Raw genomic sequence first — 23,742 nt, 5'->3', positions numbered from 1 at the left:
TTTTCATCTTGAGTAAGACTACTCACAATCCCTGGCTTCGTAAGTGATAATCGACACAACCGCACCCTGAGGATCCCTGACAGCACACATTCGCCCGACTCCCGGTACTTCCATCGGCTCGTACACGGCACTCCCCCCAGCAGCCGTAATACTTGCCAGCGTTTCATCCACATCGGCTACGGTAATGTACGTCCCCCAGTGATTCGGTATATCCTGATAACCGTCAGGTTTTCCCATGATACCGCCAACCGGCTGACCGTTTGCCTTCAGGACATAATAAGTCCCTTCCGGCATCGACATTGCCTCCGCTTCCCAGCCAATCACTTTGGTATAAAATTCCACGGCTTTCTCCGGCTCATCGGTCAGTAGTTCAGACCAACTGAAGGCACCGTGTTGCTCGAACGCATTGCTCATTGTCAGTTCCTCTTTCGTGATGAAAAAGCGTTTTCTAACCTTAGTTCAAGGCGAGCCGTCTAAAGACGTAAAAAGCAAATATTGTGACGAACATGTCGACTTTTCCGGGCATTTGCATTCCTTTACTTAGCCTCGGTCAGTAGGATATTCAGCGCCCAGAATATAATCCGTACACTTTCACGCTATCATTCAACAGGAAGTTTCTCGATGCCTGCCATTGCCGCCAATGCAATGTTGAACAAGTACCTTGAGCAGGCAAGTGCCGCCTTCTACAGCCCAAACCGTTCTCAATACCCATTCAAGGACAAAACAGAATCGAACCTGGCCGTAGCCACCTATTATCTTTATCAGGCCCTGAATGAATCCAATCCAACCCCGTTGGATGATAAACTGCGTTGCAATATATTGCTGACACTGGCCAACATCAAAACGTTTCAGGGCCGACTCTCAAGCGCCCTGTCTTTGTATGCAGAGGCATTACCGCTCGCTACCCGGCAACAACGGCAAGACATACTGTGCTACCTTGCGGTCTGGCACCATGCAACCGGTCAGCAGATGTTGAGCCGATGGTATCAGCATCAGTTGGCTGAAAACTCTCCCAGTTCGCTGTACCAGTCAAACCATCACGCCCCACCTGCTGTGCTTCTTAACCGCTCGCTGGAAATACTTAATCGATGTCTGGCACAACCCGTCCGCTACCTGACGGATATCTCAGAAAAGACACCCGATAGTTCTCAGAGAATCAGTTCGTTGTCATCTTCATCATTGCCATGTTCATCATTGTCATATTCATCATGGCGGGCTTCGTCATTGGAAGCATCTTCAGCACATGCGTTTGTTATTCTGGGACACACACTTAATGCCGATGGGTCGATGTCCGCGAGACTACTGAATCGGCTTGCATTAGCGCTTCAACTGGCAACACGTTACCCAACCAGTAAGATATTGGTCAGTGGTGGATTGGCCAAGCAAGGGATGAGCGAAGCAGAACGAATGGCTCACTGGTTGTCGCAACAAGGGGTCAGCCCGCAGCGACTCTTAGTAGAATCTCAGTCTGCAAACACGATAGAGAATCTTCGGTTCAGTTTACCGCTGTTACTGCAAGCTGGCATACGGCATGCGACATTGCTAAGCACCGCAGACCACGTGCATCGAGCTCAGATAGTTGGAGACATTTTGCAGGCGCAGCATTCGGATTGTGACTCGACTGCGGCACCGGACGCTGAATACGCCACCAGCGACAACCACGCCCTGAGAACGACGGGCAGCCAGATCCACTTGGATCATATTGCTGTGCAGAATCAGCTAGACCGTGCTCACCCTTATCCTCCTGAAGGGCAAACCCGCCTGAATTGCTACATTGATGCACTTCAGGCCATGGGCATGCCCGCATTCCGAGTCAGTATCCAATGCGATTAACGGTACTTACCGTAAGTGGTGTACTCATACGGTTCAAGTTCATACTTCGCTTCGAGGAAAGTAATGAGGTCGACCAAATCCGTTACTGTCATCACGTCGTTATAACTTGGCATAATGGATTCGCCAGAATGCGTGACTTCCTGAACATCATAGCCGGGGGCGATGGAGTGGGAAGGGTTGATGACCGATGTAACCAGCTCGGCATACGTTTTCAATTTCGGTACACGCCCGCCCAGCTCAACACTTACACCGGATTCATCCAGGACTTCAGGCCGTTCATAACCTTCCATCGTATGGCAGCTAAGGCATTGATATTTTTCAAATAGCTGTTCGCCACGTTGAGCGTTCCCCTGCGGCAAGGTAAAAGAAAGGGTATTGCCCCGCTGATTTGGCTCACAGCCTGTTGTCAGCAACAGCGAACTCAAGGCAATGATTGTCAGAACCGATTTCATCACACCACTCCTTCTTTTTTGCCCGCCTGACGGCAGCGCAATGATTATGTCAACGTTGTTAAGTGTAGTTGGCATAGCCAATGCGGCAGATGAAAATGGAAGAGGCAGAGGGGGAATCGGCGGATTTGTGGCAGGTTGATTGATATTCATCAAAAAAAAAGCCAGCACACCGGCTGGCTCTTTCAGTTTATAGATAAGATTAAATCACACCCAGCTCACGCAGACGCTCCATCAAGTAGCTATCGGCAGTGTAGCGCTCAGACAAGACGACTTCCGGTTTCGGGTGCAGGAACAGCGGCAGCGAAATACGCGCTTTAGTTTTATCCGTCCCTTCCGGGTTGACAACACGGTGTGTCGTCGACGGGAAATAGCCACCCGACGCTTCCTGCAGCATATCGCCAATGTTGATGATCAGGTTGCCAAAGTCACAAGGAACATCCAGCCAGTCACCCTCTTTGGTCTGTACCTGCAAGCCCGGCTCGTTGGCGGATGGCAGAACAGTCAGCAAGTTAATATCTTCATGGGCACCCGCACGAATCGCTCCCAGCTCTTCTTCACCGTTTAGCGGCGGATAATGCAGCACGCGCAACAGCGTTTTATCACTGCCGTCGATCATGCTCGACAGAGACTGCGAATAGCCTTCAGACACAGAAGCTGGAGAATGATTTTCAACCCATGCCAGCAGTTCGCCAGCCAGCTTATTGGCTTCATCGTAGTAGCGTTGCAGCTCGTCTTTCAACTCTGCCGGACACTGACCCCATGGGTAATAGTGGAAATATTCTTTAATGTCTTTCTTGGTGTGACCTTTAGCCACTTCAGACACTTCTGATGGGAAGAAACCGTCCTGCGTTTCTACGTTAAAACGGAAGTTTTCCTTTTCTTCGGTATTAAAGAATCGGTGCCAGTTGTCATAAATAGACTGAACCAGTTCCTGCTGAATCGGGTGGTTTTTCAGCACACCGAAACCTGTCGTACGTAGGGATTCAACGAAAAGCTCAGCGGCATTTTCGGCGTTATAATCGACTGCTTCCAATTTCATGGTCAAGATATCTTTTAGGCTGACTGTTTGAATGTATTATTCCGACGTAATCGGTTGCGCATAATTTTATCGGTTGTTGGCTCTAAGAAACACAGTTCATTCAGAAACAGTCTGTTTACAGCAGGAAACACAAGCTCAGACCAGCGGTGACGTATCGCCAAACATTTCGAAACATTTCCGTTCCCGCATCGTTTAAATGCTCCTTGAATACACCAAGACTGACACACCCCGTTCACATTCTGACACCACACGCAAAAAACACCGACAAATATGATGGTTTATTAGACATTTGACTTTCAGGTTTAACAAAACTGTCAAATTATCCGTTAACATATTGATATCCATAATAACAATGTGCTTTTATGCGCGCATAAATAACAAGACAATAAAAAAGGAATTGTCGTGTCAGCTCAAAATATTCCGACTTCTATATTTGCTCAAGAAAGTGACAAGGAAGTAACCTTCGCCGAAGGTGAACAACTGGTATCAACAACGGATTTAAATGGTGTTATAACCTATTGTAATCCTTCGTTTTGTCGTGTGTCCGGCTACACCATGGAAGAACTGCAGGGACAACACCACAATATTATCCGTCACCCGGACATGCCAAAAGCCGCCTTCCGCGATTTGTGGTCACGCCTTAAAGCTGGCAATGCATGGCGGGGCATGGTGAAAAATCGCACCAAAAACGGAGGTTTTTACTGGGTCGATGCTTATATCACCCCACTTTATGACAAGGGTAAGATCACCGGATATCAGTCAGTCAGAGTGAAACCTGACCCAGAAATGGTCCATTCTGCCAAGCAGGCGTATCAGCACTTATTGAAAACAGAAGGAAATAGCAGCTCACTTCAGCTCTCTATTCCCCCAGCTTTCAAGTACAGCCTACTGGCTCTGGCCTGCGTAGCACCATTCATCGCCAGTCTGAATAACGATGGATTGACAGCACAAACCTGGTTATCTCTCGCGCCGGTTACGGCTCTGGCACTGTTTTTCCGTAACGAACTACTGGATACTCCCACACGGCTTAACAAACTGAAATCCCAGTATGACAGTATCAGCCGCCTCATTTTCTCCGGTAAGACCCCCTTCTCAGTGGCTGATTACCACCTCAAGATGGCATCCGCGCGTATCCGCACTGTGCTGGGTCGAATGACCGATGCTGTCGCGCCGCTCAACGGCCTGGCCGATGAACTGAATGATTCCGCCAGCCGTGTCAGCAACGCGATCACGGAGCAGAATCACAACATCCAGCACGTGGCAAATGCAATGGACGATATTTCAGGCTCAGCCCGCACCGTAGCTGAACATGCCAACAACAGCCAAATTCTATTGGACCAAACGCGCAATCACTGCGCGCAGACTCGCCAGCATTTAGATACCACGCAAACCAGCCTGTGCCACCTTGCCGAGCAAGCGGAACAGGCAACAGAAGCAACCCGTCAATTAAGCCAGGAAGCCGGGAAAGTCAGCTCTGTCATGTCTGAAATCAGTGGCATTGCCGACCAGACCAACCTGCTGGCGCTGAACGCTGCCATTGAAGCTGCCCGCGCCGGAGAGCATGGCCGAGGCTTTGCCGTTGTTGCCGATGAAGTTCGAGCCCTGTCATCCAGAACCCAGTCTGCGACCGAACAGATTCAAACCAGTATCAACCATATGTTGGCGACCATTGAAAACTGGCAATCACTGATTGAACGCAACCGCGATGATACCAATGCCTGTGTTGAACTGGCAGAAGCCGGGGTGAGGGCCATTCAGGAAGTCGAAACCAACATGCTAGAAATCAATCAACTGATTGAACAGGTGAGCTCATCAGCAGCGGAGCAGGAAACCTTGTCTGAACAAACAGGTCAGCATGTTCATGCGATTGCCGCCACCTCCCATCAGAATCTGGATGAAGTGACTCAGGTGGAAAACAGCAGTGCCATCCTGAAAGCCCGGGTCGATGAGTTTTACCATCTGGCGTACCGCTTCAACGAGAGCCGTAGCTAACCTTTGGTGTTTATTTGAGCACTTCAATATCAAAGACTTGCCTTCATAAGGTGCGATAGTTCGGTTTACCATCCGAGATGTCTTAACGCTCAGCTATCATCTGGCATGCCTACGCGCAGGCATGCCACTTCTCGTTTTGAGACAGTAGCAGGCGCTGATGGCGCAGAGGGATGCGATCTATCCGCTATTTTTTCCCTCTGGCTGGGTAATTCAGTCCGAATTCGCTATGATCCGGCTTACGGCAACTTACCTCACAGCTCTCTATGTATCTGCACAATCTGAAACACTACTTCGGCTTTGACTCGCTGCGACCAGGTCAGGAAACAGTGATTAAACAGCTTCTTGATGGCCACTCGTCAGCAGCCATATTTCCAACGGGCTCCGGCAAATCATTGTGCTATCAGCTCCCGGCACTGGAATTACCCCATCTGACTCTGGTCATTTCCCCTTTGCTCGCGCTGATGAAAGATCAGCTCGATTTTCTCCATAGCAAGGGAATTCCGGCGGCATCTATTGATTCCAGCCAGAGCTGGGAAGACAGCCAGCGCGTCATGCAAGCCGTCAGAGCCGGAGAGATCAAAGTGCTGATGATCTCCGTCGAGCGGCTGAATAACGAGCGTTTCCGGCATTTTATCTCACAAGTCCCCATTTCTCTGTTGGTGGTTGATGAGGCACACTGTATTTCAGAGTGGGGACATAACTTCCGCCCTGACTACCTCAAACTGCCTCAGCACCGCGCCGATCTCAACATTCCGCAGGTGCTGTTGCTGACCGCCACGGCAACACCGGCCGTGATAGATGACATGTGTGCCAAATTTGCCATTGAAAAACAGCATATTGTCATCACCGGTTTTTACCGCCCCAATCTGGACATTGCGATTACCCCGGCCTCAGCCGAGAGTAAAAACCCGCAACTACTTGAGGTACTGAACCACACTCCGGGGTTACCTACAATTGTGTATGTTACCTTGCAAAAAACCGCCGAAGATCTCGCTCACTGGCTAAAAGCACACAACTATGAGGCCTCCGCCTACCATGCCGGTATGGACAGCGAACAACGCCAGCAGATTCAGCAGGATTTCATGTCCGGCCGGCATCACTGCATCATCGCCACGATCGCGTTTGGCATGGGCATAGATAAAGCGGATATCCGCAAAGTGATCCACTTTGATCTGCCTAAATCCATCGAGAATTACAGCCAGGAAATCGGTCGTGCCGGCCGGGATGGTTTGCGGTCTGAGTGCGTACTGCTGGCAGATCGGAGTGGGATGAATGTGCTGGAAAACTTCGTCTACGGTGACACCCCGGATCGTTCCGCCATCCGTGCCGTACTGAACGAGATTCAGGCTCACCCCCAGCAATGGGAAGTGATGCTCAACCGGTTATCCAAAACCGTCAATATTCGCCTGTTGCCGCTGAAAACCTTGCTGGTCTACCTTGAAATTGAAAGCATCATTGAGCCGCAGTACACCTATTTTGCAGATTACCGATTCAAACTGTTGGTTGATGAAACCCTCGTCGTTAACAGTTTTCAGGGGGAACGCCAAACCTTTGTCCGCCAGATTTTTGCCTGCTCGCCTAAAGCACGCACCTGGCATACCGTCGATTTTGACGCGTTGTGGCATACCGCCAGGGCGGAACGAAAGCGTGTTGTCGCAGCCATTGATTATTTCAGCGATAAAGGCTGGATCACGCTGGAAAGTAAACAAATGACCGATGTGTACCGGGTATGCCAACAGCACTTTGATCCCGAGCAACTGACAGAACGCTTGTATCAACTGTTCAAAACCAAAGAGCAAAGCGAGATTAAACGACTGGCAGACATGCTGGCCCTGTTTGAAAATGAGCACTGCCTCAGCCACACCCTGGCCGGTTATTTCGCCGATCACAACGCGCCAACCGAGTGTGGTCACTGCTCGGTTTGCCGTGGCAATGTCGCCCAATTACCGGCACCCAATGCGCTACAACCGGTATCCGACAACTTGCTGAAGACCTGGTGTGATCCGTTTATTGATGCATGCCCGACCCCGCCATCCGCACATGCCATAACCCGCTTTTTGTGTGGTATGGCCATGCCGTTACACACTCAAATTAAAGCGCGGCAAATTAGCGGCTTCGGCAAACTGGAGGCGCACCCTTTCGCAAAAACCCTGGAACAGGTACGAACATTGTTTCCGCATACCAGCTGAAAGAAAAACGTCATCTAAGTTTGTTTCATCTTTCATGGCGTTAGCATCTGGTATAGACCTAATTGCATAATTTTTAAGGAAAAACAGCTAAAATTGAAAGTGGCGACAGCCTATGAGGGTCAACTGTCAGTAGCACTGGCAGTCAGGCAGACAGCGACGCCTGCATGACCTGCAATCAAGAGGGTTCAATCATGAACAAGCTGCTTATCACTTTGGTTATGCTTGATATCAGTACAGGAGCAAATGCCTTTACCCGGGATATGAATCACGAAAGTCGCAACATTGTTGCCGGCGTCAGTGATTCTCGTGAAGGCGCTATGCGTAAGGGGCAGGATTTTGCCACCAACCTCAAATCGGAATCTCCTTCAAGGTTAAAAAGAACATTAGGGATTTACGAATACGGCATGAAAACCAACACGATCAAGGTGGATGATTCCCGTATTAAGATTGATGAATTTTCGACAGCTTCCGGTCAGGTCAAATACCGTGCTGTCGTAAATGTGGATTACAGCTACGACAAGTATCTGTCAGACAATCGCTGAACTCCAGATTACCGCTGTCAGGGGAAGAGAGCCTCTTCCCCTGCTTTTCGTATTCCAAGTGACACTAAAGCACATTTCCAGTGCTTTGCCCCTGCCCTTTGCCCCTTTATTCAATTTTTATTCTTACTCCAATTTGTCATCATACTCCAACGTGTATTCTCGATGTTGGTTGCCGGGTATCTATCTTCTCTTTGATTTTTGTCATACGAAAACCGTGTTCGTATATAGCGATCTCTGTCACAACGCTTTAGAATGACCCTATAACAATAGTGGAGATAGAGTTAACGCCATGACCAACGAAAGCCAAGAATACCAGACCTGTGAAGCCTGCGGTGTGTCTGCAGAAATGGGGTTCATCATCAAAGAAGGTGATGAAGTTGCAGAAGTACACATCTTCGGAGGCGATAAGCCAGCCCTTGAGGCCGAACTGGCTAATTACGTATCACTGGCCAAAACAGTCAATGCTAACGTCAAACATGAAGTCAGTGAGCTCAGCGAAGACAGTACCGAGTTAACCGCTCGCTTCCAGTTTGAATGCAGTGCTGAAAAACTGATTTTCGAACTGAAGACTCGCTCTCTGGCACGCAACTGAGATACCTCCCAATTCAGTGCATTCTCATCAAAGTTGCGAATTTTCCTGAAAAGCCAATTCTTCGCCAGAATTGGCTTTTTTATCGCCTCAAAACAGACTAAGGTTAGGGATGGAGTTACTGAACAGGACTGATGCAGTTTTATGCATCCATTCTGGTCAGATCTGCAATGTAATCCATTGCTTTATAGATAAAATCGCTATTTCAGTTATACCCTGTACCAATTTATTGCTGGCATTCCCCTACAAATTGTATGAGAATGAAGCTCAGTATGAATCACAGGGCACATGATGACAATTCTCATCATGACAGGAAAAGGAAATGTTCTATGAATAGCAATAAAGCAAGAGTGATCTCAAACTGGAAACCGGTCAATGAACGTGAAGCGGCTGCAATGAAAGAGTTTCTCATGCAGGAAATGGGCGCAACCACTCCGCATCATCAAGGTGGTACCGGCAGACTGGCTCCGAACTCCGGCCGTATGGTGCGTTAGTCGTTACCTAAGTCTTCGCTGGTTGGTATGTTAATCAGTATTGACCAGTACAAGCATGACTATCCCGCCATCGGAGTGATTGAGCGCCGGGTTGTGCACTGATTTTTGGCTTTAACTTGTGGCTGAGTGTGACTCACTTTCACAGCAACAATGTAAAGCATGACATCGGAATCATACATATTCGCCGGGTACTGAAATCACTCTTAATCGTTGTACTGATGCAGCCCTCGTGGCTGCATTTTTGTTTACCAAGATCACATTTTACGTCGTGACTCGCCATCCCAGTCAAACCATACCAACGAAGCTATACCTACGGAGCCATACCTACAACGCCATACCAACAAAGCCAAAGCGCCAGTCAAAGAGTGAAGACCCGAGAAACCAGCACGCTAATGCAATGAGTTATCTTACGATAATGCTACTGGCCGGTAAGCCTGCGCAGCGGCTATTTCGCCTTGGTTTCCAACGTTTGCCAGCGCAGTTTACCGTTCGTTTCAAATGACTTTTCTGGCACGCACTCCAGCAGCACAGCCCCCACACTGATTACGGCTCCCAGGGAATATTTCTTGCCGTCATAGAAACAGGCGCGATGCTGGGTCAGTTCACCTTCCAGCGTAATTGCCGGTTGTGGCTTCATCGATACTTCGTTTACCTTCGCTATCGCAGGGGCACTGAACGCCGCAGCCACACTAATCCCCAGCACCACCCTGTGCATAAACACGTTTCGCATATTTTCTCTCCCATCCTCTTAAAGCAGTTTTTAAAGGCGACCCTGGCATTAATTTTATTTAACGCACAGAAATTAGAAACCAAATGCATATGGTACAACCGCTGTTATTTTTACTTTTTTATATCAATTGTTTCAACAGGGTGTCTCATGCATCGCTCACTCTCCTGACGAGCTTATTCCCAAACAACGATGAGCAATTGTATGGACATTGCTTTTTGCCGCTAACGCACAGTTGACGAATTCACCTCTCCTTCCTACGTTTATTATCAATAACAAAAAAATCCTAGTTGATCACAGAATCGTGATTTTGTTGATTCCGTATCGACATCTTGATGTGAGCTGAACACTCGTTGTTGAGGATACCTGCCGTTATGGTTCCGAGAGAGGTACGCAGTATTGATGATGCGAAACGCATCATTGAAGAGCGCAAACTAACCCATATCAAAGTCGGTTTATTTGATAACGATGGCGTTATGCGCGGTAAATACATGTCAAAAGCGAAGTTCTTTGCTTCCCTGGAACACGGTTTCGCATTCTGTGATGTGGTTCTGGGGTGGGATGTGAAAGATCAACTCTATGACAACACCCGTTACACCGGCTGGCATACTGGTTATCCTGATGCGCCGGTTCGGATTATTCCTTCCAGCTGCCGGGACGTTTTGGATGAAGACGGCATGTTATTGTTCATTGCGGAATTTGCCGGTGAAGCCGAAACGGTATGCCCTCGCGCGACCCTCCGCCGTGTTATCGACAAAGCGACAGCAATGGGATTTAACGCCCAGGCGGCTTTTGAATATGAGTTCTTCCTGTTTCGGGAAACGCCCCATTCCGCGCGTGAAAAAGGATTCCGTAACCTGGAAACCATCACGCCGGACTGGTTCGGTTACTCCATGATCCGAAATTCCACCTATTCCGGTTTATACAAGGCCATTCTGAGCATGGCGGAAACCATGGACTTCCCCATTGAAGGCATTCATTCCGAAACCGGGCCAGGTGTCATTGAAGCCGCCATCGCCGTTGATCAGGCCGCAGATGCCGCAGATAAAGCCGCATTATTTAAGACTTACATGAAGGTACTGGCACAGAAAAATGAGCTGATGGCGACATTTATGGCCAAGTGGAGCAATGACTATCCGGGCCAGAGCGGGCATATTCATTTGTCCCTCAACCATGCCGCAGATGGCAGCAGCGCTTTCTATGATGCCAGCCAGCCCCATGCCATGAGCCCTCTCCAACGCCATTTCCTGGCAGGTCAGCAGCGCCTGATGCCCGTGCTGTTGTGCATGGTTGCGCCTTCGGTCAACAGTTACACCCGAATGATTCCAGGTTACTGGGCCCCCACAGACGCCACCTGGGGAGTAGAAAACCGTACCACCGCATTACGGGTCATTCCCGGTTCCGCGAAAAGCCAGCGGGTTGAGTACCGCATCGGGGCAGCCGATGCGAACCCATATCTAGCACTGGCTGCAGCATTAGGCTCGGGCTTGATCGGCATCGAGCAGGGCTGGGAGCCCAGCGATCCGGTAACCGGGAATGCCTACCAGCAACCGCATGATGATGCGCTGTCACTGCCTCGTACCCTGTGGGATGCCACACAGGCGTTCAAAGCCTCTGATATCGCCAAATCTCTGTTCGGAGAGGCGTTTGTTGAGCATTTTTCTGCCTCACGGGAATGGGAAGACCGAGAGTTTCGTAAACACGTAACCGACTGGGAACTAAGTCGTTATTTTGAAATTATTTAGGGGAACAGCGCGCCAGAGCGTTCCATTGCTCCGGCCGGCACCACCTATGACGTTTCTTTCTCTGACAGGTGTTCGTTATGATTAATACCGCGGCTGTTTCTCACCAGGATACCCCGGCCCTCCGCCACACTTGTTCGCCAGTGGACGGCAGTGTTATCGCGTCTGTCTCTCTTCACAGCTTGCGGGATGTCGATCGTTCACTGGACATCGCAAACCGTGCCCAGCAGCACTGGCAACAGATGCCTCTCAGCTTACGCCAGCAGTTTTGCAGCGATGCTATCAGGGCGCTGCTTGAGCACAAAGAAATGATTGCCTGCGAGATCAGCTGGATGATGGGACGCCCTATCCGGTTTAGTAGCAATGAATTACGTGCCGTTGAATCGCGCACCCAACGGATAATCACACAGAGTGAGCAAGCACTTGCTCCTATGACTCAATCTCGGAAAAATGGCGTCAGCCGATACATCACCCGCGCCCCTATCGGCACTGTGTTGGTGATTTCCCCCTGGAACTACCCCTATCTAACAGCCATTAATGCGATCATTCCGGCACTGCTGGCAGGGAACAGTGTTATCCTGAAGCATTCCTCACAAACACCGCTTTGCGCTGAACGCCTGCAGCAGGCATTCAAAACCGCAAAGTTGCCTGCCGGTGTGTTTCAATATCTTCACCTCGATCACCCTACAACGCACCGCTTGGTTGCAAGTGAGCGCTTGCACCATGTTTCGTTCACCGGTTCAGTCGCAGGCGGAGCCATGATCGAACAGGCCGCTGCGGGGCACTTTCACAGCATCGGGCTGGGGCTTGGTGGCAAAGATCCGGCTTACGTTCGCGCCGATGCCAATCTGGATCATGCTGTCGCCACTATCGTCAACAGTGCCTTTTATAACTCCGGTCAATCATGCTGCGCCATTGAGCGGGTGTACGTTGATAGCCGTGTTCACGATCTTTTTGTCGCCAAGGCAAGAAATCTGATCAACCGTTACCGCCTGGGTTCGCCGCTGGATGATGCGACTACCCTGGGACCCATGATAAGTACCAGCGCCGCTGACTTCGTCCGGGAGCAGATCCGTGAAGCCATTGATCAGGGTGCCAAGGCCCATATTGTCGAGTCCAACTTCCCTATGAGCCGGGAAGGGACACCATACCTTGCCCCACAATTGCTCTCAGATGTCACCCACCATATGCGGGTCATGACAGAAGAAACGTTTGGTCCGGTGCTGCCCGTTCAGAAAGTCGGTTCTGACGAAGAAGCAATTTCACTGATGAACGACAGCGAATATGGTCTGACCGCCAGCGTGTTCAGCAACGACGTTCAGAAAGCCACTGGTATCGGCACACACCTTGACACAGGCACCTTCTGCGTGAACCGCTGTGATACTCTGGATCCCGCGCAGGCCTGGAGCGGGGTGAAACATTCCGGTCGCGGCTGTGCCCTGTCGGATCCGGGATTCAGCAACCTCACCCGCCCTAAAGCGTTCTGTATAAACCATGTGTAGATCACCGTTTGGAGTCGACCTATGAGAATTGGGGTATTGCTCTGTGACGATGTCAGGCCAGAATTACAGCTTAGGCATGGTAATTATCCGGAAATGTTCAGCAAGCTATTTGCACAGGTCGACCCGACGATTACCCTCGTGTTCTACCGTGTGACAGACGAGCAATATCCATCGCAACTGGCGGAGTGCGACGGGTATCTCACCAGCGGCAGCCGTTTTAGTGTCTACGATGACCAGCGCTGGATTCGGGTCTTTCAGGGGTTTATACAACAGCTATACTCTCAACGCTGTCCGCTGGTCGGTATCTGCTTCGGCCATCAGATGATCGCTTGGGCGCTCGGGGGGAATGTTACCCCTGCCTCCACAGGGTGGGGACTGGGTGTACAACATGCCGAGCTCTATCAGGCTGCCGCGCTTGAACACAGCTGGCTGACGAATCCACGCCGCCAGATAGCTCTTCTCAGCAGCCATCAAGACCAAATCAGTCAATTACCCTCTGACAGTCAGGTGCTGGCAGGCAGCACATTTTGCCCATATGCAATGTGTCTGACCGGCAAGCATTTTCTGGGGATACAAGGACACCCGGAATTTACCCCGGCCTACCTGGAGGATCTGATCCGGCTTCGAGCACCGCAGCTACCTGAGCCGACCATTCGTACAGCCCTTCGTTCGCTTTCCTCTCCGACGCAACATCTGCTGATTACCCGCTGGATCATTCAGTTCATCAAGCACTACCGTTTCCAAGTTCATCGTACAGATGATCACCACCAGCGGACATAATCCCATCATTCAAATTATCTGAACGACATAATCGACCTTTACTGCTCGCGTTTTTTTTACCGTGAATTACACTGTGCGATATGAAAGGAGGGAACATTATGTACCACGCTCATATTTATTTTGAACTTGAACAACAAGCACTTGCATCTCGTATTCACGAACTAATCCGTACTTCGCGTTCAGATATTACGGCCATTTTCCCACTGGTGAACCGACTGGTCGGGCCGCATACCAAACCTATGTTCGAAGTGCATTTTAACGATAACCGTCATGGCTTCATCGAATGGCTGGATGCGCACCGTGAAGGGCTGTCAGTCCTGATCCACCCTGTGACGCCGGATGAACTGGCCGACCACACCCTGCATGCCAAATGGCTGGGTGAAGTGCTGCCGATTAAAGAAGAAATCTTCTAACCGGATTTTCTGTCGCGCCTGAGCACCAGCGCAATGCCCCCCAGGATAGCGACAGATGCCAGTGCCAACCTGACCGTAAGGGTCTCATCAAGCAGGACAACACCGCCGAGTGCAGCAATCACTGGGACACTGAGCTGTACCGATGCCGCCGCCGTCGCGGGTAAAAATGGCAGCACGCTGTACCACAGAACGTAACCCACGCCAGATGCCAGCGCACCCGATGCCAGCGCATACCCCACCCCAGCCCAATCCAGCGACTGTCGACTCCACATCATGACACTCAGCAAAACCGTAAACGGCACAGCACACAAAAAGTTCTTTGCGGTGGCTTCAATCGGCTGGGTCACGCCCTTACCACGCAACGAATACACTCCCCAGGCGATACCAGCGGCAATCATCAATACGGCTCCCCAGAATGACGGCGCGGACACACCTGGCAGCAGCAACACCACCAGCCCAGCCAACGCCAACAGCAATCCGGCACTTTGGGCCGTATTCAATCGCTCGCCTCGCCACAATCCGGTGCCCAACATGGTCGCCTGCACTGCAGCAAACAAGAGTAAAGCACCGGTCGCCGCTGTCAGGCTGACGTACGCAAATGAAAACGCCGCCGCGTAAACAAACAAGGCTAAAGCCGATGTCCAGTTAGCCGCAAGCGATGCCGGCCCACCTTGCTTGCCGTGATGCCTGTCCGTGCCGTGACTGCTGTTAAATCCGGTTTTGCGATGACGTGCATTGACAATGAGCCATAAAATAGCAGCTCCCGAGACCAGACGGATGAAGGTGAAGCTGGCAGGATCGATGGCGGTATTCAGTAATGCTTCCCGGTTGAGCAGAGAATTAGCTGCAAAAGCCATCATCGCCAGCGCCGTCACGCTCAAAATCTTCCATGTTGTCATCGTGTTACCTTCCCCTCAGTAGTGATTTATTTGCCTCGTCACGGCTCACGGTCTTTCCTCTTTACACGCCCTGCATTTCACGCATAATCAATCCATATCATAACAACACCAAATCGCTTACACATCTGTAACCAAGTCATTTTCATTTATAGGCGACAAACTGAACAGCGTGAAGTTTTTACTTGCAACGTCATTCACTTACGCGGCTGATATGCAGGTAAGCAGGTAAGCAGGTAAGCAGGTAAGCAGGTAAGCAGGTAGTTATAAAATACCCAAAGTGTGTTTGCTCTGTTTTCCCAACCGGATATTGAATGTGATGCCCCCCGTTTCTGACACTATTTTGGTTATCACAGGAGTTGTAAACATGGCTAAATATCAGTTTTTCTGTCTGCCAGAAACAGAACGACGTAACTTTACTTTTCTGGATATGGCCAGCAGTACCTTCCAAGAAGAAAAAGCCCAGCTGTTGCAAGCCGGATTCATTGTTGATGACGATGTGATCTATGCTGATACCCCAAAGGAAGCCACAGATAAATTTCGTTCCCACTTCACCCATGCTGTCGGCGATTACGCGCATGCGCATGTTGCGGGAGGAATGGCTGCCGGGCTTATGAACCTGCTGCGGTGGTTCAAATAATCATCATAAGGAGTGGTAATGCTTATCGAGTTGCGTAGTGTCCAATTAAATCAGCAAGGTAAAGAACCAGAGCCAGTAGTATGTACAGCAGCAAAACCTGAACTTGCGGCGGCAGACTATGCCGCCAGGCTGACCCAAACCAACATGGTCCCCTATTACGCCAGCCGGAAATTAAGCTGGCAACCGGAGATGTTTGCACAAAGCTGGCTGACATATGATAACTATGAAATTTATTACGATAAGCGCCGCGTCGGGGTTTTGCGCTTTTCCTATTTGGAAGACACAACCTGCATCCGGGATCTCCAAATCGAACCGGCATTTCACGGCAAAGGCATAGGGACGGAATGCCTACGATTTGCCTGTCGTCACGCACGTGAAAAACAACATAATTGGCTGGCATTGCGAGTATTCAGTGAGAATCCAGCCAGAAACTTGTATCAACGCTTTGGCTTTAGGACGCAGCCAATGACCCCTGCCAGCAGCAGCGGGGACCGAGCTGTTACGCCACTTGACCCCTTAGAAATGCGCTTAAATCTGCGCTTAGCCCATCGGGAGTAATTCCGCCGGACACACACAGGGCGTTTTGTGAAAAAGCAGTCTGTCTTGATGCTCGTAGCAGTTCTCGCTGTATTTCTCAGAGCGTATCTCGCTATTTTCTTTTCGGCGGCCTATCAAAAACGCCACACGGATTTCTCCGAATGGCGTTTCTTTGTTTTAAACATCTATGTCGCGTTTTAAAAATCTATTATGTAGCGTTTTAAAAAACCATGTCGCGTTTAAAAAGCTATGTAGCGAGTCCGTATTGCAAGTCCATGTTGCAGATACAAAACGAAAAATTACACCTCAACCAGTACCTTCTTTGCCAGCGACATCGCCAGGTTATTATCGTAATACGCCGCTTCATTAATAAAGTGCGGATACGCCTCGTAGTCCCCGTCCCAGCATACTTCAGTACCGTCAAACAAGGTGTAGATAGGATCCCCGTTACGCAGCGGTTTAAAGTCAGCGTCCTGAACATTTTTATGTACCATGCCGATACGCTCACCGTTTTCATCTTCCGGCAATTTCAGTGTTTCATGGTACTTGTATGCCTCAAAACTGCTAGGCAGTTCAGGCACCTCATCGCGGTTATACAAGTCGACGAAATCAAGAATATGACCCGTCATCGCTTCCATCCAATCCAGAACGTCCTGACGCACAACAGACTGCGGCTGAGGCCCGACTTCCACGATTACGCCTTGCTCGGCGATTGAACACAGGAAAGTATGCTCGACCATCTCGATCTGATCTTCCAGAACGATAACAGCGTCAGGCATATTGGATTTGACATACGCCGCCATCTGACGGTTGAAAGCATCTGATTTCAGCAGGATCAGTGACGGTCCCATATTGCTGGTGGTATTGTGCAAATCAATAATAAAATCACTTTGCGCCTCCCCTTTCGGCCCCAGTTGCGCATTGATCGCTTTCGCCCGACTTTGTTCATAATTGGCCAGTTCAGGATTGTTCAGATCATTGAGGCCAAACTGGCGATTCATATCGCAGTCCAGGTAACGTTTATTGGCTTCAAATGCTTGCGGGTTGGCAAAAACCGTCTGAATTTCGAAACTGTCGCGCTGAATCTTCGCCGGGTTCTGACGCCATTTTTTCAGTAAATAAATACCACTAAATTCGTTACCGTGGGTACCACCAACAATGGCAACTTTATTCATTTTCTTCCTTGTAGTCACAGCTTGGGCTCACTCTTTGTTGACGTAGATATTACTCTTCCAATGAATACCAGCTCGCAGCATAACTTTCCAGAAAAATCACATAGAAAATCACAACTGACGTGTTTGTGCCACTTTCAGATAGGAATATACCTGGCCATTTTTCGCTTCAATCGCCGAATGAATGCTGCTGAGCTTATTGGCCACGACAGTAGAAACGTACCGGTCGCCATCTTTCTGGACGGCCAGCGTGAGCAAACCATCCTTCAGTTGCCACTCTCCGGTGGCACGGGTACGTTTGAATAGCGCATACTCTTCCAGTGAACCATCGGGGTGCAGGTAAATCTCCGTGGTATTTCCGGCACAGCAGGTTTTCACCCAGGCCTGAGTAGCAATTTCATCAACCGTAAAGCTGCGCTTGGTGGCCAGCCAGTCCTGCATCACCTTTCGCTCTTCTCCTGTCGGCTCAGGCAAGGTGTCCAGTTCCAGCAACCGTACCCGATCAGACTCACGATAGAAAAGCTGTAGTAGGTGTTTGTTCTTCAATTCTGACATCCCTATCCCCGATAAACACAATTAAAAAACGATGTAAAAACAAACTGTAGCGCTAAATATCAACAAAGAGCAGCAGCCGTAAGAGAATTTGTTAAGCGCTTCAAAACTTCACTTTTCCGCGCAGCACTTTGGTTTGTCCCCGTTGCGATTTCTTGTCCATTCGGCGCTGCTGAGAGGATCGCGTGGGCTTGGTTTCCCGCCGCGATTTATGTTGCACCGCCGCAGACTGGATCAAAGCCACCAAGCGCGCCAGGGCATCCTCCCGATTTAGCTCTTGTGTCCGGAACTGTTGCGCCTTGATGATGATGATGCCGTCTTTGGTTATGCGACTATCACTGAGTGCCAGTAAGCGCTCTTTATAAAAAGCTGGTAATGATGACCGGTTGATGTCAAAGCGCAGATGAATCGCACTGGACACTTTGTTGACGTTTTGCCCACCGGCACCCTGGGCACGGATTGGGGTCAGCTCGATTTCCCAGTCACCCAGCTGAACTGTGTTTGAAATTGTTAACATCTTGAATAGATTATCTTCGATACAGACTTATCGTGCCTTGAGACACACCTTCAGTATACCTACCCAGGCACTGAAGGCGAACTCCTCGTGTTCGCATCCCTCTCTCTGGACATTTCATGCCTCAAAAGCGTCTTTCGGATTCTGCCTGTCACGCACACGGGCACGACGACACCGCTCCGAACAGTATTTAACATCTTCCCAGCAGCGACGCCACTTGCTTCGCCAACGAAATGGCCGCTGACAAACAGGGCAGATTTTTTCCGGTAAATCCGATTTATTCACTCACGCCTCCCGGCCGCATATTGACTACAACGAGTTTGAGCTTGTCGGTTCAACGCCATGTATCCAAGACGCTTTTCACAATAGCGACCATACATAACGCAGGTAAGTACTGATTCGCAAGGCGCAGAGCAAGCCCATAACTGTATTTTAAGCCATTGACGAATATTAGGGAGGAGCCAAGAAAGTGGAGATTATTCTAGGGTGGATAGCCGATTTCGGTCTCTGGCTGCGGCCATGGCTGGGAGAGATAGCAACGGCGATCATTGCCTGCCTGCTGGTGATATTCGGCGCAGACATCAATCGGTTTATGCGCAATCAGCTTGCCAGTACCCATTTCATTGTCCGCACGCTAGCATTCATATTACTGAATGCATTTGGTTATGGTTTTATGATTGTCAGCGTTGCCCCATACCTCGCCAAACAGCTTCATCGGTTACCCGCCCTCTGGTTGGCAGCCGCCGTGACCGCGGTCTTTGTGCTGATCGGGCTCTGGGCTCAACGTCACCGCCATGTCTGAACTCAAATAAAAACAGCCCGGTGGAACCGGGCTGTAAACACAAGATCAGATTTGATCGTGAAGATCTGTAGCAAATCAGACGCGACGGTACGGCAGGTAAACCGGTTCCCAGATATGCTCTGCCAGTGACTGACGAATATCCTGACCTGCAACCAGGCTGTTCGGATCCGTGGCCTGAATATTTTCAAGGATTCGCGTGGCAACATGCAGCGACACCGCTTTCAAATCACTGATTCGCGGATAAACACAGCCTTGCTCGATGTCTTCCTCACTCACCATTTCAGCCAGCGCGTACGACGCGGTCGTGAACATGTCCATGGTGATCTTTTCCACCTTCGCAACAATGGCAGCCAGACCCACCCCCGGGAAGATGAAAACGTTATTCCCCTGGCCGATGCGGAATTCTTCGCCGTTGTGTGTCACGTTGTCAAACGGACTACCCGTTGCCACGATTGCCTGACCGTCACTCCAGCGGTAGATATCTTCCGGCAACGCTTCACAGTTTGCCGTCGGGTTAGACAACGGGAAGATCATCGGATGTTTGGTGTATTCCATCATCTTCTGGACATGCGATTCTTTGAAGGCACCGCCAATGCCGCTGGTTCCCAGCAGTACAGTTACCGGGTAGTTATCAATCAGCTCACTGAGTGATACTTTGCCCTGCTCGGCCACCTGCCAGCCTTCAGCGATCGCTCTTGGCTTGGCGTAGCGTTTTTTGTACTCATCCAGGCCATCACGATCGTCAAAAACCAGCCCTTGCGAATCCAGAATGAAAATGCGCTCACGAGCTACGGCATGTGAACACCCTTCCTTCAGCAGACCGGCATAGATTTGATCAGCCACACCCACGCCGCCCGCACCGGCGCCGTAGACCACATACGATTGATCAACCAGCGACTCGCCTTTGCGCTTCACTGCACCCAGAATACCGGCCAGCACAACGGAGCCTGTGCCCTGAATGTCGTCATTGAAAGACGGGATGTACTCTTCGTAGTCACTCAGGTTGTCAAAAGCATTGGACTTACTGAAGTCTTCCCATTGCAGCACCGCTTCCGGGAACTGACGTTTCACCTGAGTCACAAACTTCTTGATAAAGGTTTTATATTCCTCACCACGCATACGACGTCGAGGGATACCCAAATACATAGGATCATCCAGCAGATCCTGATTATCCGTACCGACATCCAATGCGATAGGTAGGCAGCGTGCAGGGTGAATACCGGCTCCCAGCGTGTACAGTGACAGTTTACCGATTGGAATACCCATACCACCAACGCCCTGATCACCCAGTCCCAGGATACCCTGACTGTCAGTCACCACGATAATTTTGATGTCTTTCCCGGCGAACTGGCGCGCCATCTCATCCATCTTGTCTACGTTGTCTGCGGTAATATACAGGCCACGTGCTTTCTGGTAACGGTGGCTGAATTCCTGGCACGCCTTGCCCACTGTCGGGGTGTAGATGATTGGCGTCATTTCTTCGATATGGCGCGATAATAAGGCATAAAACAGGGTTTCGTTACGATCCTGAAGGGCACGCAGGAACAGATACTTCTCAATATCCGTTGAAGCGCTACGGAAACCGTCATAAACACGGTTTAACTGATCGTCAAAAGTCTGGACTCGAGGCGGCAGCAGCCCATCCAGTTCAAATTCTTTTCGTTCTTCGTAGGTGAAGGCTGTACTTTTATTGAGGGTACGATCGTTGAGTAGTGCCGTTCCGGTCAGGGAAACCGGACGAAAGGCATTTCCTTTTTCATCTTTCCAACGTAGGTATTTTCCTATCGTCATTCATTCCTCCGTTCACATTTGTCATTGTTATTATTTGGCATTTTGCCTTATTCATCGTTGATAGCTTTCGTTGAGAGTAAAATATCAATAGAAAGCTACACGAGTGTAATAAAGTTGTATGACAAAAAATGTGACCCTCGGTCTCTTTGCGGAAAAGAATATTATTTTCCAGCAAGCCGGTTAAAAACAGCCACCATCTCCTGTGAACGGAGGAACATCAACAGTTATCACTGTTATGAAAAATGAGGACGGACTCCTTCTTCGGTGATTTGCGTCTTTCGCAGCAACTCAAGATGCTTCTGGCGTGTTTTGGCAATTGCCCGCATACTTCCTGTAGTTACGATTTTTCTCACACGCTGGTTATCTCTCATAGTTTGACCTCCTGTCCACAATCGATACATTTCCAGATAGAGCGATACTTAAGTTTTTGAAACCAGTTACGACGAACCTGAATCATTCGCCCATTACATTTTTCACACATACACCTAGCCTGTTGTAACCACCGCTACTTAAAAACATCTTGGTCAGTAGCGATTTCAAGGCGTAAAAAACTGTAAACAGGGAAGATTAATCCACATATTTACAGACTTTTCGCACTTATCTTTTTTATTTTGCGATAGAGAAAAAATTATTAACGCCCAAGTTAAGGAAGTCATAAAACACTCCTCAGACCAGCATCACATTTCATCCATATCTTTTAATGTTTATTCAATCACTGTCGCCATTATCTGGATCAAGTGTTCCCGTTTTATTAAATTCCTGTCAATTTTGAGTCAGGGAAAAAATTGACATAAATTTTTGGGACCAATCCCAAACAATGTGATGATCGTTATTCTCTGTTTTCATCACTCATTCATTGATGTTTTAATTTAGTGCTTTCATCCTGATGAAATTCTCACCGCATTATTGAATATTAAATATCCAACAACCTATATCTGGTTTCATTACAGTTATGTCATTTCTGGCGGCTTTTTGTTTATTGCTGGTGTTGTAAACATTTTTCGAACCTACCTCGGCAGTACATTCATCTTTGTTTAAGCTATTTTCATGACATTGATCGCAAACTATTGTTTATCAACAGAAGTGTAATATTGCTTTTGTATAACCTATGTCACTCTTTTTAAGTCCATGAACACAAAACATGCATTTTAAACATTCTCTGATTGCCGCAACTCTGGCTTTGTCAGCACTGGCAGGTTGTAACAGTAATAATGCCGAAATCACTCACTCCCAGGCCAGATTTGCCACGTTTAACCTGTCATTTGACCGCGCGACCTACGAAACGCTGGTCAGTGAAATGTCATTTACCCACGGTGAACAAAATGCACTGTTACAACGTTATCAGGCTAACGACAGCACATTAACGACGGAAGAAACTGAGACGGCTAAAAGGATTATTCAGATTCGGAACGTTGCCGAGACTATTCAGCGCGTACGCCCCGATACTTTTGTATTGGCCGAGTTTAATAATGACGGTAGTGGCGAAGATATGCAGGCTCTGGATGGTTTTCAGAATAACTACCTGTCGCACAGCCAGAATGGGCAGTCACCCATTGAGTTCGCTTATCGCGAGAATTTTGCCACCAACACCGGCAAGCCAAGTGGTCAGGATTTAAACCTGGACGGAAATAAATCAGACCAGGGTGATGATGCTTGGGGATTTGGTTTCTACCACGGCCAGTACGCCTTTGCCGTGTTTTCACGGTTCAAGATTGATGAGCCCAATATCCGCACTTTCCAGGACTTTAGATGGAAAGATATGCCGGGCGAAAACAACCTGAAAATTGTCAACTGTGACAAAGCGCTTCCGGAAGGTAAAGCGTGCGGCGATAGCTGGTACAGCAATGAAGCCTGGGAGCAGTTCCCGCTTTCCTCCAAAAACCATGTGGATGTACCGGTGATCATCCCGACGAAATCCGGCGAGCAGGTGGTTCACTTTCTGGTCTCGCACCCGGCACCACCGATTTTTGATAACCCGGCAAAACACAACACCGAGCGAAACCGGGCTGAACTGAAATTCTGGCAGGACTACATCGAAAACCAGACCTATATCTATGATGACAATGGGCTGACCGGCGGCTTACCGCTTGGCAGCCATTTTGTCATTGCCGGTGATCTGAACGCAGATCATCAGATGGGCGACGGCGATCGCGCCACCATTGCCGGCCTGCTCAGTCACACTCAGATGAATGTCGAAAGCACGCTTGGTAGTTTGGCTCCGGCCAGCAACGGCGGTGAGTACTGTCTCAGCGAAGGCATTTGCCAGCGAAACCAGGATACGCCGCATCCGGCAAACATTACCAGTACCAGCGGCCTGCGCCTTGATTACGTCATTCCGTCAGCCACCCTCGCGGTGAAAGCGTCAGGCGTGTTCTGGCCATCGGGCAGTGAAACCGGCTATCACCTTGTCTATGATGCTGCGCTAGGTAACAGTAAAGGGGTCTCTTCAGACCATCGCATGGTATGGGTGGATATCGATTTCAACCAATAATCTTTTCTCGCAACTTGCGCTGAACAGTAAAACTCCGATGAAAGCCTCTTATG

General features: G+C 49.4%; 24 protein-coding genes. 14 read left to right on the top strand and 10 right to left on the bottom strand.

Features of this window, described 5'->3' with window-relative positions:
* Nucleotides 1-18 precede the first annotated feature (18 nt).
* On the bottom strand, nucleotides 19-414 hold the full coding sequence (locus FH974_RS17455) for a VOC family protein (protein WP_047884747.1): 396 nt from the start codon (nucleotides 412-414) through the stop codon (nucleotides 19-21).
* Between the two features lie 207 nt (nucleotides 415-621).
* On the opposite strand from FH974_RS17455, the gene FH974_RS17450 reads away from it, so the two are divergent.
* Entirely contained in the window at nucleotides 622-1,833 is a 1,212-nt protein-coding gene (locus FH974_RS17450; protein WP_207103979.1) for a YdcF family protein, read from the top strand.
* Here the strand turns inward: FH974_RS17450 and FH974_RS17445 are convergent.
* Together FH974_RS17445 and FH974_RS17440 are read right to left on the bottom strand one after the other, a co-directional pair.
* Nucleotides 1,830-2,285, bottom strand: a complete 456-nt coding sequence (locus FH974_RS17445) for a c-type cytochrome (protein ID WP_047884748.1) — start codon at nucleotides 2,283-2,285, stop codon at nucleotides 1,830-1,832. The two genes, FH974_RS17450 and FH974_RS17445, sit on opposite strands and share 4 nt — an antisense overlap.
* 199 nt (nucleotides 2,286-2,484) lie before the next feature.
* Entirely contained in the window at nucleotides 2,485-3,324 is an 840-nt protein-coding gene (locus tag FH974_RS17440) for an isopenicillin N synthase family dioxygenase (protein WP_047884749.1), read from the bottom strand.
* 402 nt (nucleotides 3,325-3,726) lie between these two features.
* Here FH974_RS17440 and FH974_RS17435 point away from each other — a divergent pair, with 402 nt between their 5' ends.
* From FH974_RS17435 to FH974_RS17415, 5 genes are all read left to right on the top strand, one after another.
* Nucleotides 3,727-5,316, top strand: coding sequence for a methyl-accepting chemotaxis protein (locus tag FH974_RS17435; protein ID WP_415721911.1), 1,590 nt, complete (start codon nucleotides 3,727-3,729; stop codon nucleotides 5,314-5,316).
* Between the two features lie 263 nt (nucleotides 5,317-5,579).
* Nucleotides 5,580-7,505, top strand: coding sequence for a RecQ family ATP-dependent DNA helicase (locus tag FH974_RS17430; protein ID WP_207103978.1), 1,926 nt, complete (start codon nucleotides 5,580-5,582; stop codon nucleotides 7,503-7,505).
* A gap of 191 nt (nucleotides 7,506-7,696) precedes the next feature.
* The gene (locus tag FH974_RS17425) at nucleotides 7,697-8,047 is read left to right on the top strand and encodes a DUF3316 domain-containing protein (RefSeq protein WP_047884751.1); all 351 of its coding nucleotides are present in this window, start codon (nucleotides 7,697-7,699) and stop codon (nucleotides 8,045-8,047) included.
* A gap of 289 nt (nucleotides 8,048-8,336) precedes the next feature.
* A complete protein-coding gene (locus FH974_RS17420) occupies nucleotides 8,337-8,639 on the top strand; it encodes a YfcZ/YiiS family protein (RefSeq protein WP_047884752.1) in 303 nt (100 codons plus the stop codon).
* A 326-nt stretch (nucleotides 8,640-8,965) separates the two neighbouring features.
* Entirely contained in the window at nucleotides 8,966-9,130 is a 165-nt protein-coding gene (locus tag FH974_RS17415; protein ID WP_169776020.1) for a hypothetical protein, read from the top strand.
* A gap of 445 nt (nucleotides 9,131-9,575) precedes the next feature.
* Here FH974_RS17415 and FH974_RS17410 read toward each other — a convergent pair whose 3' ends face one another.
* Entirely contained in the window at nucleotides 9,576-9,860 is a 285-nt protein-coding gene (locus FH974_RS17410) for a DUF1496 domain-containing protein (RefSeq protein WP_207103977.1), read from the bottom strand.
* Between the two features lie 371 nt (nucleotides 9,861-10,231).
* Here FH974_RS17410 and FH974_RS17405 point away from each other — a divergent pair, with 371 nt between their 5' ends.
* The 4 genes from FH974_RS17405 to FH974_RS17390 all read left to right on the top strand — a co-directional run bounded on the left by FH974_RS17405 (nucleotide 10,232) and on the right by FH974_RS17390 (nucleotide 14,294).
* Nucleotides 10,232-11,602, top strand: coding sequence for a glutamine synthetase family protein (locus FH974_RS17405; protein WP_047884753.1), 1,371 nt, complete (start codon nucleotides 10,232-10,234; stop codon nucleotides 11,600-11,602).
* A 77-nt stretch (nucleotides 11,603-11,679) separates the two neighbouring features.
* On the top strand, nucleotides 11,680-13,101 hold the full coding sequence (locus FH974_RS17400; protein WP_047884754.1) for an aldehyde dehydrogenase family protein: 1,422 nt from the start codon (nucleotides 11,680-11,682) through the stop codon (nucleotides 13,099-13,101).
* A gap of 21 nt (nucleotides 13,102-13,122) precedes the next feature.
* Nucleotides 13,123-13,881: a glutamine amidotransferase-related protein gene (locus FH974_RS17395; RefSeq protein ID WP_047884755.1), complete on the top strand. Its 759-nt coding sequence runs from the start codon at nucleotides 13,123-13,125 to the stop codon at nucleotides 13,879-13,881.
* Between the two features lie 98 nt (nucleotides 13,882-13,979).
* Nucleotides 13,980-14,294: a DOPA 4,5-dioxygenase family protein gene (locus FH974_RS17390; protein WP_047884756.1), complete on the top strand. Its 315-nt coding sequence runs from the start codon at nucleotides 13,980-13,982 to the stop codon at nucleotides 14,292-14,294.
* Here the strand turns inward: FH974_RS17390 and FH974_RS17385 are convergent.
* The gene (locus tag FH974_RS17385) at nucleotides 14,291-15,193 is read right to left on the bottom strand and encodes a DMT family transporter (protein WP_047884757.1); all 903 of its coding nucleotides are present in this window, start codon (nucleotides 15,191-15,193) and stop codon (nucleotides 14,291-14,293) included. The genes FH974_RS17390 and FH974_RS17385 overlap by 4 nt on opposite strands.
* A 364-nt stretch (nucleotides 15,194-15,557) precedes the next feature.
* Between FH974_RS17385 and FH974_RS17380 the strand changes: the two genes are divergently transcribed.
* Together FH974_RS17380 and FH974_RS17375 are read left to right on the top strand one after the other, a co-directional pair.
* Nucleotides 15,558-15,830, top strand: coding sequence for a hypothetical protein (locus FH974_RS17380; RefSeq protein WP_047884758.1), 273 nt, complete (start codon nucleotides 15,558-15,560; stop codon nucleotides 15,828-15,830).
* 18 nt (nucleotides 15,831-15,848) lie between these two features.
* On the top strand, nucleotides 15,849-16,388 hold the full coding sequence (locus FH974_RS17375) for a GNAT family N-acetyltransferase (protein WP_207103976.1): 540 nt from the start codon (nucleotides 15,849-15,851) through the stop codon (nucleotides 16,386-16,388).
* A 278-nt stretch (nucleotides 16,389-16,666) separates the two neighbouring features.
* Here FH974_RS17375 and FH974_RS17370 read toward each other — a convergent pair whose 3' ends face one another.
* The 4 genes from FH974_RS17370 to FH974_RS17355 form a co-directional block, all read right to left on the bottom strand.
* Nucleotides 16,667-17,542 (bottom strand): aspartoacylase, encoded by an 876-nt coding sequence (locus tag FH974_RS17370; protein ID WP_047884759.1) that lies wholly within the window; start codon nucleotides 17,540-17,542, stop codon nucleotides 16,667-16,669.
* A 108-nt stretch (nucleotides 17,543-17,650) separates the two neighbouring features.
* A complete protein-coding gene (locus tag FH974_RS17365; protein ID WP_047884760.1) occupies nucleotides 17,651-18,094 on the bottom strand; it encodes a hypothetical protein in 444 nt (147 codons plus the stop codon).
* 100 nt (nucleotides 18,095-18,194) lie between these two features.
* A complete protein-coding gene (arfB, locus tag FH974_RS17360) occupies nucleotides 18,195-18,608 on the bottom strand; it encodes an alternative ribosome rescue aminoacyl-tRNA hydrolase ArfB (protein ID WP_047884761.1) in 414 nt (137 codons plus the stop codon).
* 114 nt (nucleotides 18,609-18,722) lie between these two features.
* A complete protein-coding gene (locus tag FH974_RS17355) occupies nucleotides 18,723-18,890 on the bottom strand; it encodes a DUF2256 domain-containing protein (protein ID WP_084712525.1) in 168 nt (55 codons plus the stop codon).
* A gap of 184 nt (nucleotides 18,891-19,074) precedes the next feature.
* Between FH974_RS17355 and FH974_RS17350 the strand changes: the two genes are divergently transcribed.
* Nucleotides 19,075-19,407 carry a DUF3392 domain-containing protein gene (locus FH974_RS17350; RefSeq protein ID WP_047884762.1) on the top strand — a complete coding sequence of 111 codons (333 nt, stop codon included), beginning with the start codon at nucleotides 19,075-19,077 and terminating at the stop codon, nucleotides 19,405-19,407.
* A gap of 75 nt (nucleotides 19,408-19,482) precedes the next feature.
* Here FH974_RS17350 and FH974_RS17345 read toward each other — a convergent pair whose 3' ends face one another.
* Nucleotides 19,483-21,198 carry an NAD-dependent malic enzyme gene (locus FH974_RS17345; RefSeq protein ID WP_047884763.1) on the bottom strand — a complete coding sequence of 572 codons (1,716 nt, stop codon included), beginning with the start codon at nucleotides 21,196-21,198 and terminating at the stop codon, nucleotides 19,483-19,485.
* A 1,141-nt stretch (nucleotides 21,199-22,339) separates the two neighbouring features.
* On the opposite strand from FH974_RS17345, the gene FH974_RS17340 reads away from it, so the two are divergent.
* Nucleotides 22,340-23,689, top strand: a complete 1,350-nt coding sequence (locus FH974_RS17340; RefSeq protein ID WP_047884764.1) for an endonuclease/exonuclease/phosphatase family protein — start codon at nucleotides 22,340-22,342, stop codon at nucleotides 23,687-23,689.
* Nucleotides 23,690-23,742: the final 53 nt, after the last annotated feature.

Origin of the sequence: Photobacterium ganghwense, assembly GCF_017329545.1 — a bacterium.
GTDB lineage: Bacteria > Pseudomonadota > Gammaproteobacteria > Enterobacterales > Vibrionaceae > Photobacterium > Photobacterium ganghwense.
The sequence above is the reverse complement of the archived record's forward strand: the minus strand, read 5'-3'. Positions and strand labels throughout refer to the sequence as shown.

Bases quoted from the DNA above. Each gene is read 5' to 3' on its own strand.
- FH974_RS17455 (WP_047884747.1), bottom strand. From the start codon at position 414: ATGAGCAATGCGTTCGAGCAACACGGTGCCTTCAGTTGGTCTGAACTA.
- FH974_RS17450 (WP_207103979.1), top strand. From the start codon at position 622: ATGCCTGCCATTGCCGCCAATGCAATGTTGAACAAGTACCTTGAGCAG.
- FH974_RS17445 (WP_047884748.1), bottom strand. From the start codon at position 2,285: ATGAAATCGGTTCTGACAATCATTGCCTTGAGTTCGCTGTTGCTGACA.
- FH974_RS17440 (WP_047884749.1), bottom strand. From the start codon at position 3,324: ATGAAATTGGAAGCAGTCGATTATAACGCCGAAAATGCCGCTGAGCTT.
- FH974_RS17430 (WP_207103978.1), top strand. From the start codon at position 5,580: ATGTATCTGCACAATCTGAAACACTACTTCGGCTTTGACTCGCTGCGA.
- FH974_RS17425 (WP_047884751.1), top strand. From the start codon at position 7,697: ATGAACAAGCTGCTTATCACTTTGGTTATGCTTGATATCAGTACAGGA.
- FH974_RS17420 (WP_047884752.1), top strand. From the start codon at position 8,337: ATGACCAACGAAAGCCAAGAATACCAGACCTGTGAAGCCTGCGGTGTG.
- FH974_RS17415 (WP_169776020.1), top strand. From the start codon at position 8,966: ATGAATAGCAATAAAGCAAGAGTGATCTCAAACTGGAAACCGGTCAAT.
- FH974_RS17410 (WP_207103977.1), bottom strand. From the start codon at position 9,860: ATGCGAAACGTGTTTATGCACAGGGTGGTGCTGGGGATTAGTGTGGCT.
- FH974_RS17405 (WP_047884753.1), top strand. From the start codon at position 10,232: ATGGTTCCGAGAGAGGTACGCAGTATTGATGATGCGAAACGCATCATT.
- FH974_RS17400 (WP_047884754.1), top strand. From the start codon at position 11,680: ATGATTAATACCGCGGCTGTTTCTCACCAGGATACCCCGGCCCTCCGC.
- FH974_RS17395 (WP_047884755.1), top strand. From the start codon at position 13,123: ATGAGAATTGGGGTATTGCTCTGTGACGATGTCAGGCCAGAATTACAG.
- FH974_RS17390 (WP_047884756.1), top strand. From the start codon at position 13,980: ATGTACCACGCTCATATTTATTTTGAACTTGAACAACAAGCACTTGCA.
- FH974_RS17385 (WP_047884757.1), bottom strand. From the start codon at position 15,193: ATGACAACATGGAAGATTTTGAGCGTGACGGCGCTGGCGATGATGGCT.
- FH974_RS17380 (WP_047884758.1), top strand. From the start codon at position 15,558: ATGGCTAAATATCAGTTTTTCTGTCTGCCAGAAACAGAACGACGTAAC.
- FH974_RS17375 (WP_207103976.1), top strand. From the start codon at position 15,849: ATGCTTATCGAGTTGCGTAGTGTCCAATTAAATCAGCAAGGTAAAGAA.
- FH974_RS17370 (WP_047884759.1), bottom strand. From the start codon at position 17,542: ATGAATAAAGTTGCCATTGTTGGTGGTACCCACGGTAACGAATTTAGT.
- FH974_RS17365 (WP_047884760.1), bottom strand. From the start codon at position 18,094: ATGTCAGAATTGAAGAACAAACACCTACTACAGCTTTTCTATCGTGAG.
- arfB (WP_047884761.1), bottom strand. From the start codon at position 18,608: ATGTTAACAATTTCAAACACAGTTCAGCTGGGTGACTGGGAAATCGAG.
- FH974_RS17345 (WP_047884763.1), bottom strand. From the start codon at position 21,198: ATGACGATAGGAAAATACCTACGTTGGAAAGATGAAAAAGGAAATGCC.
- FH974_RS17340 (WP_047884764.1), top strand. From the start codon at position 22,340: ATGCATTTTAAACATTCTCTGATTGCCGCAACTCTGGCTTTGTCAGCA.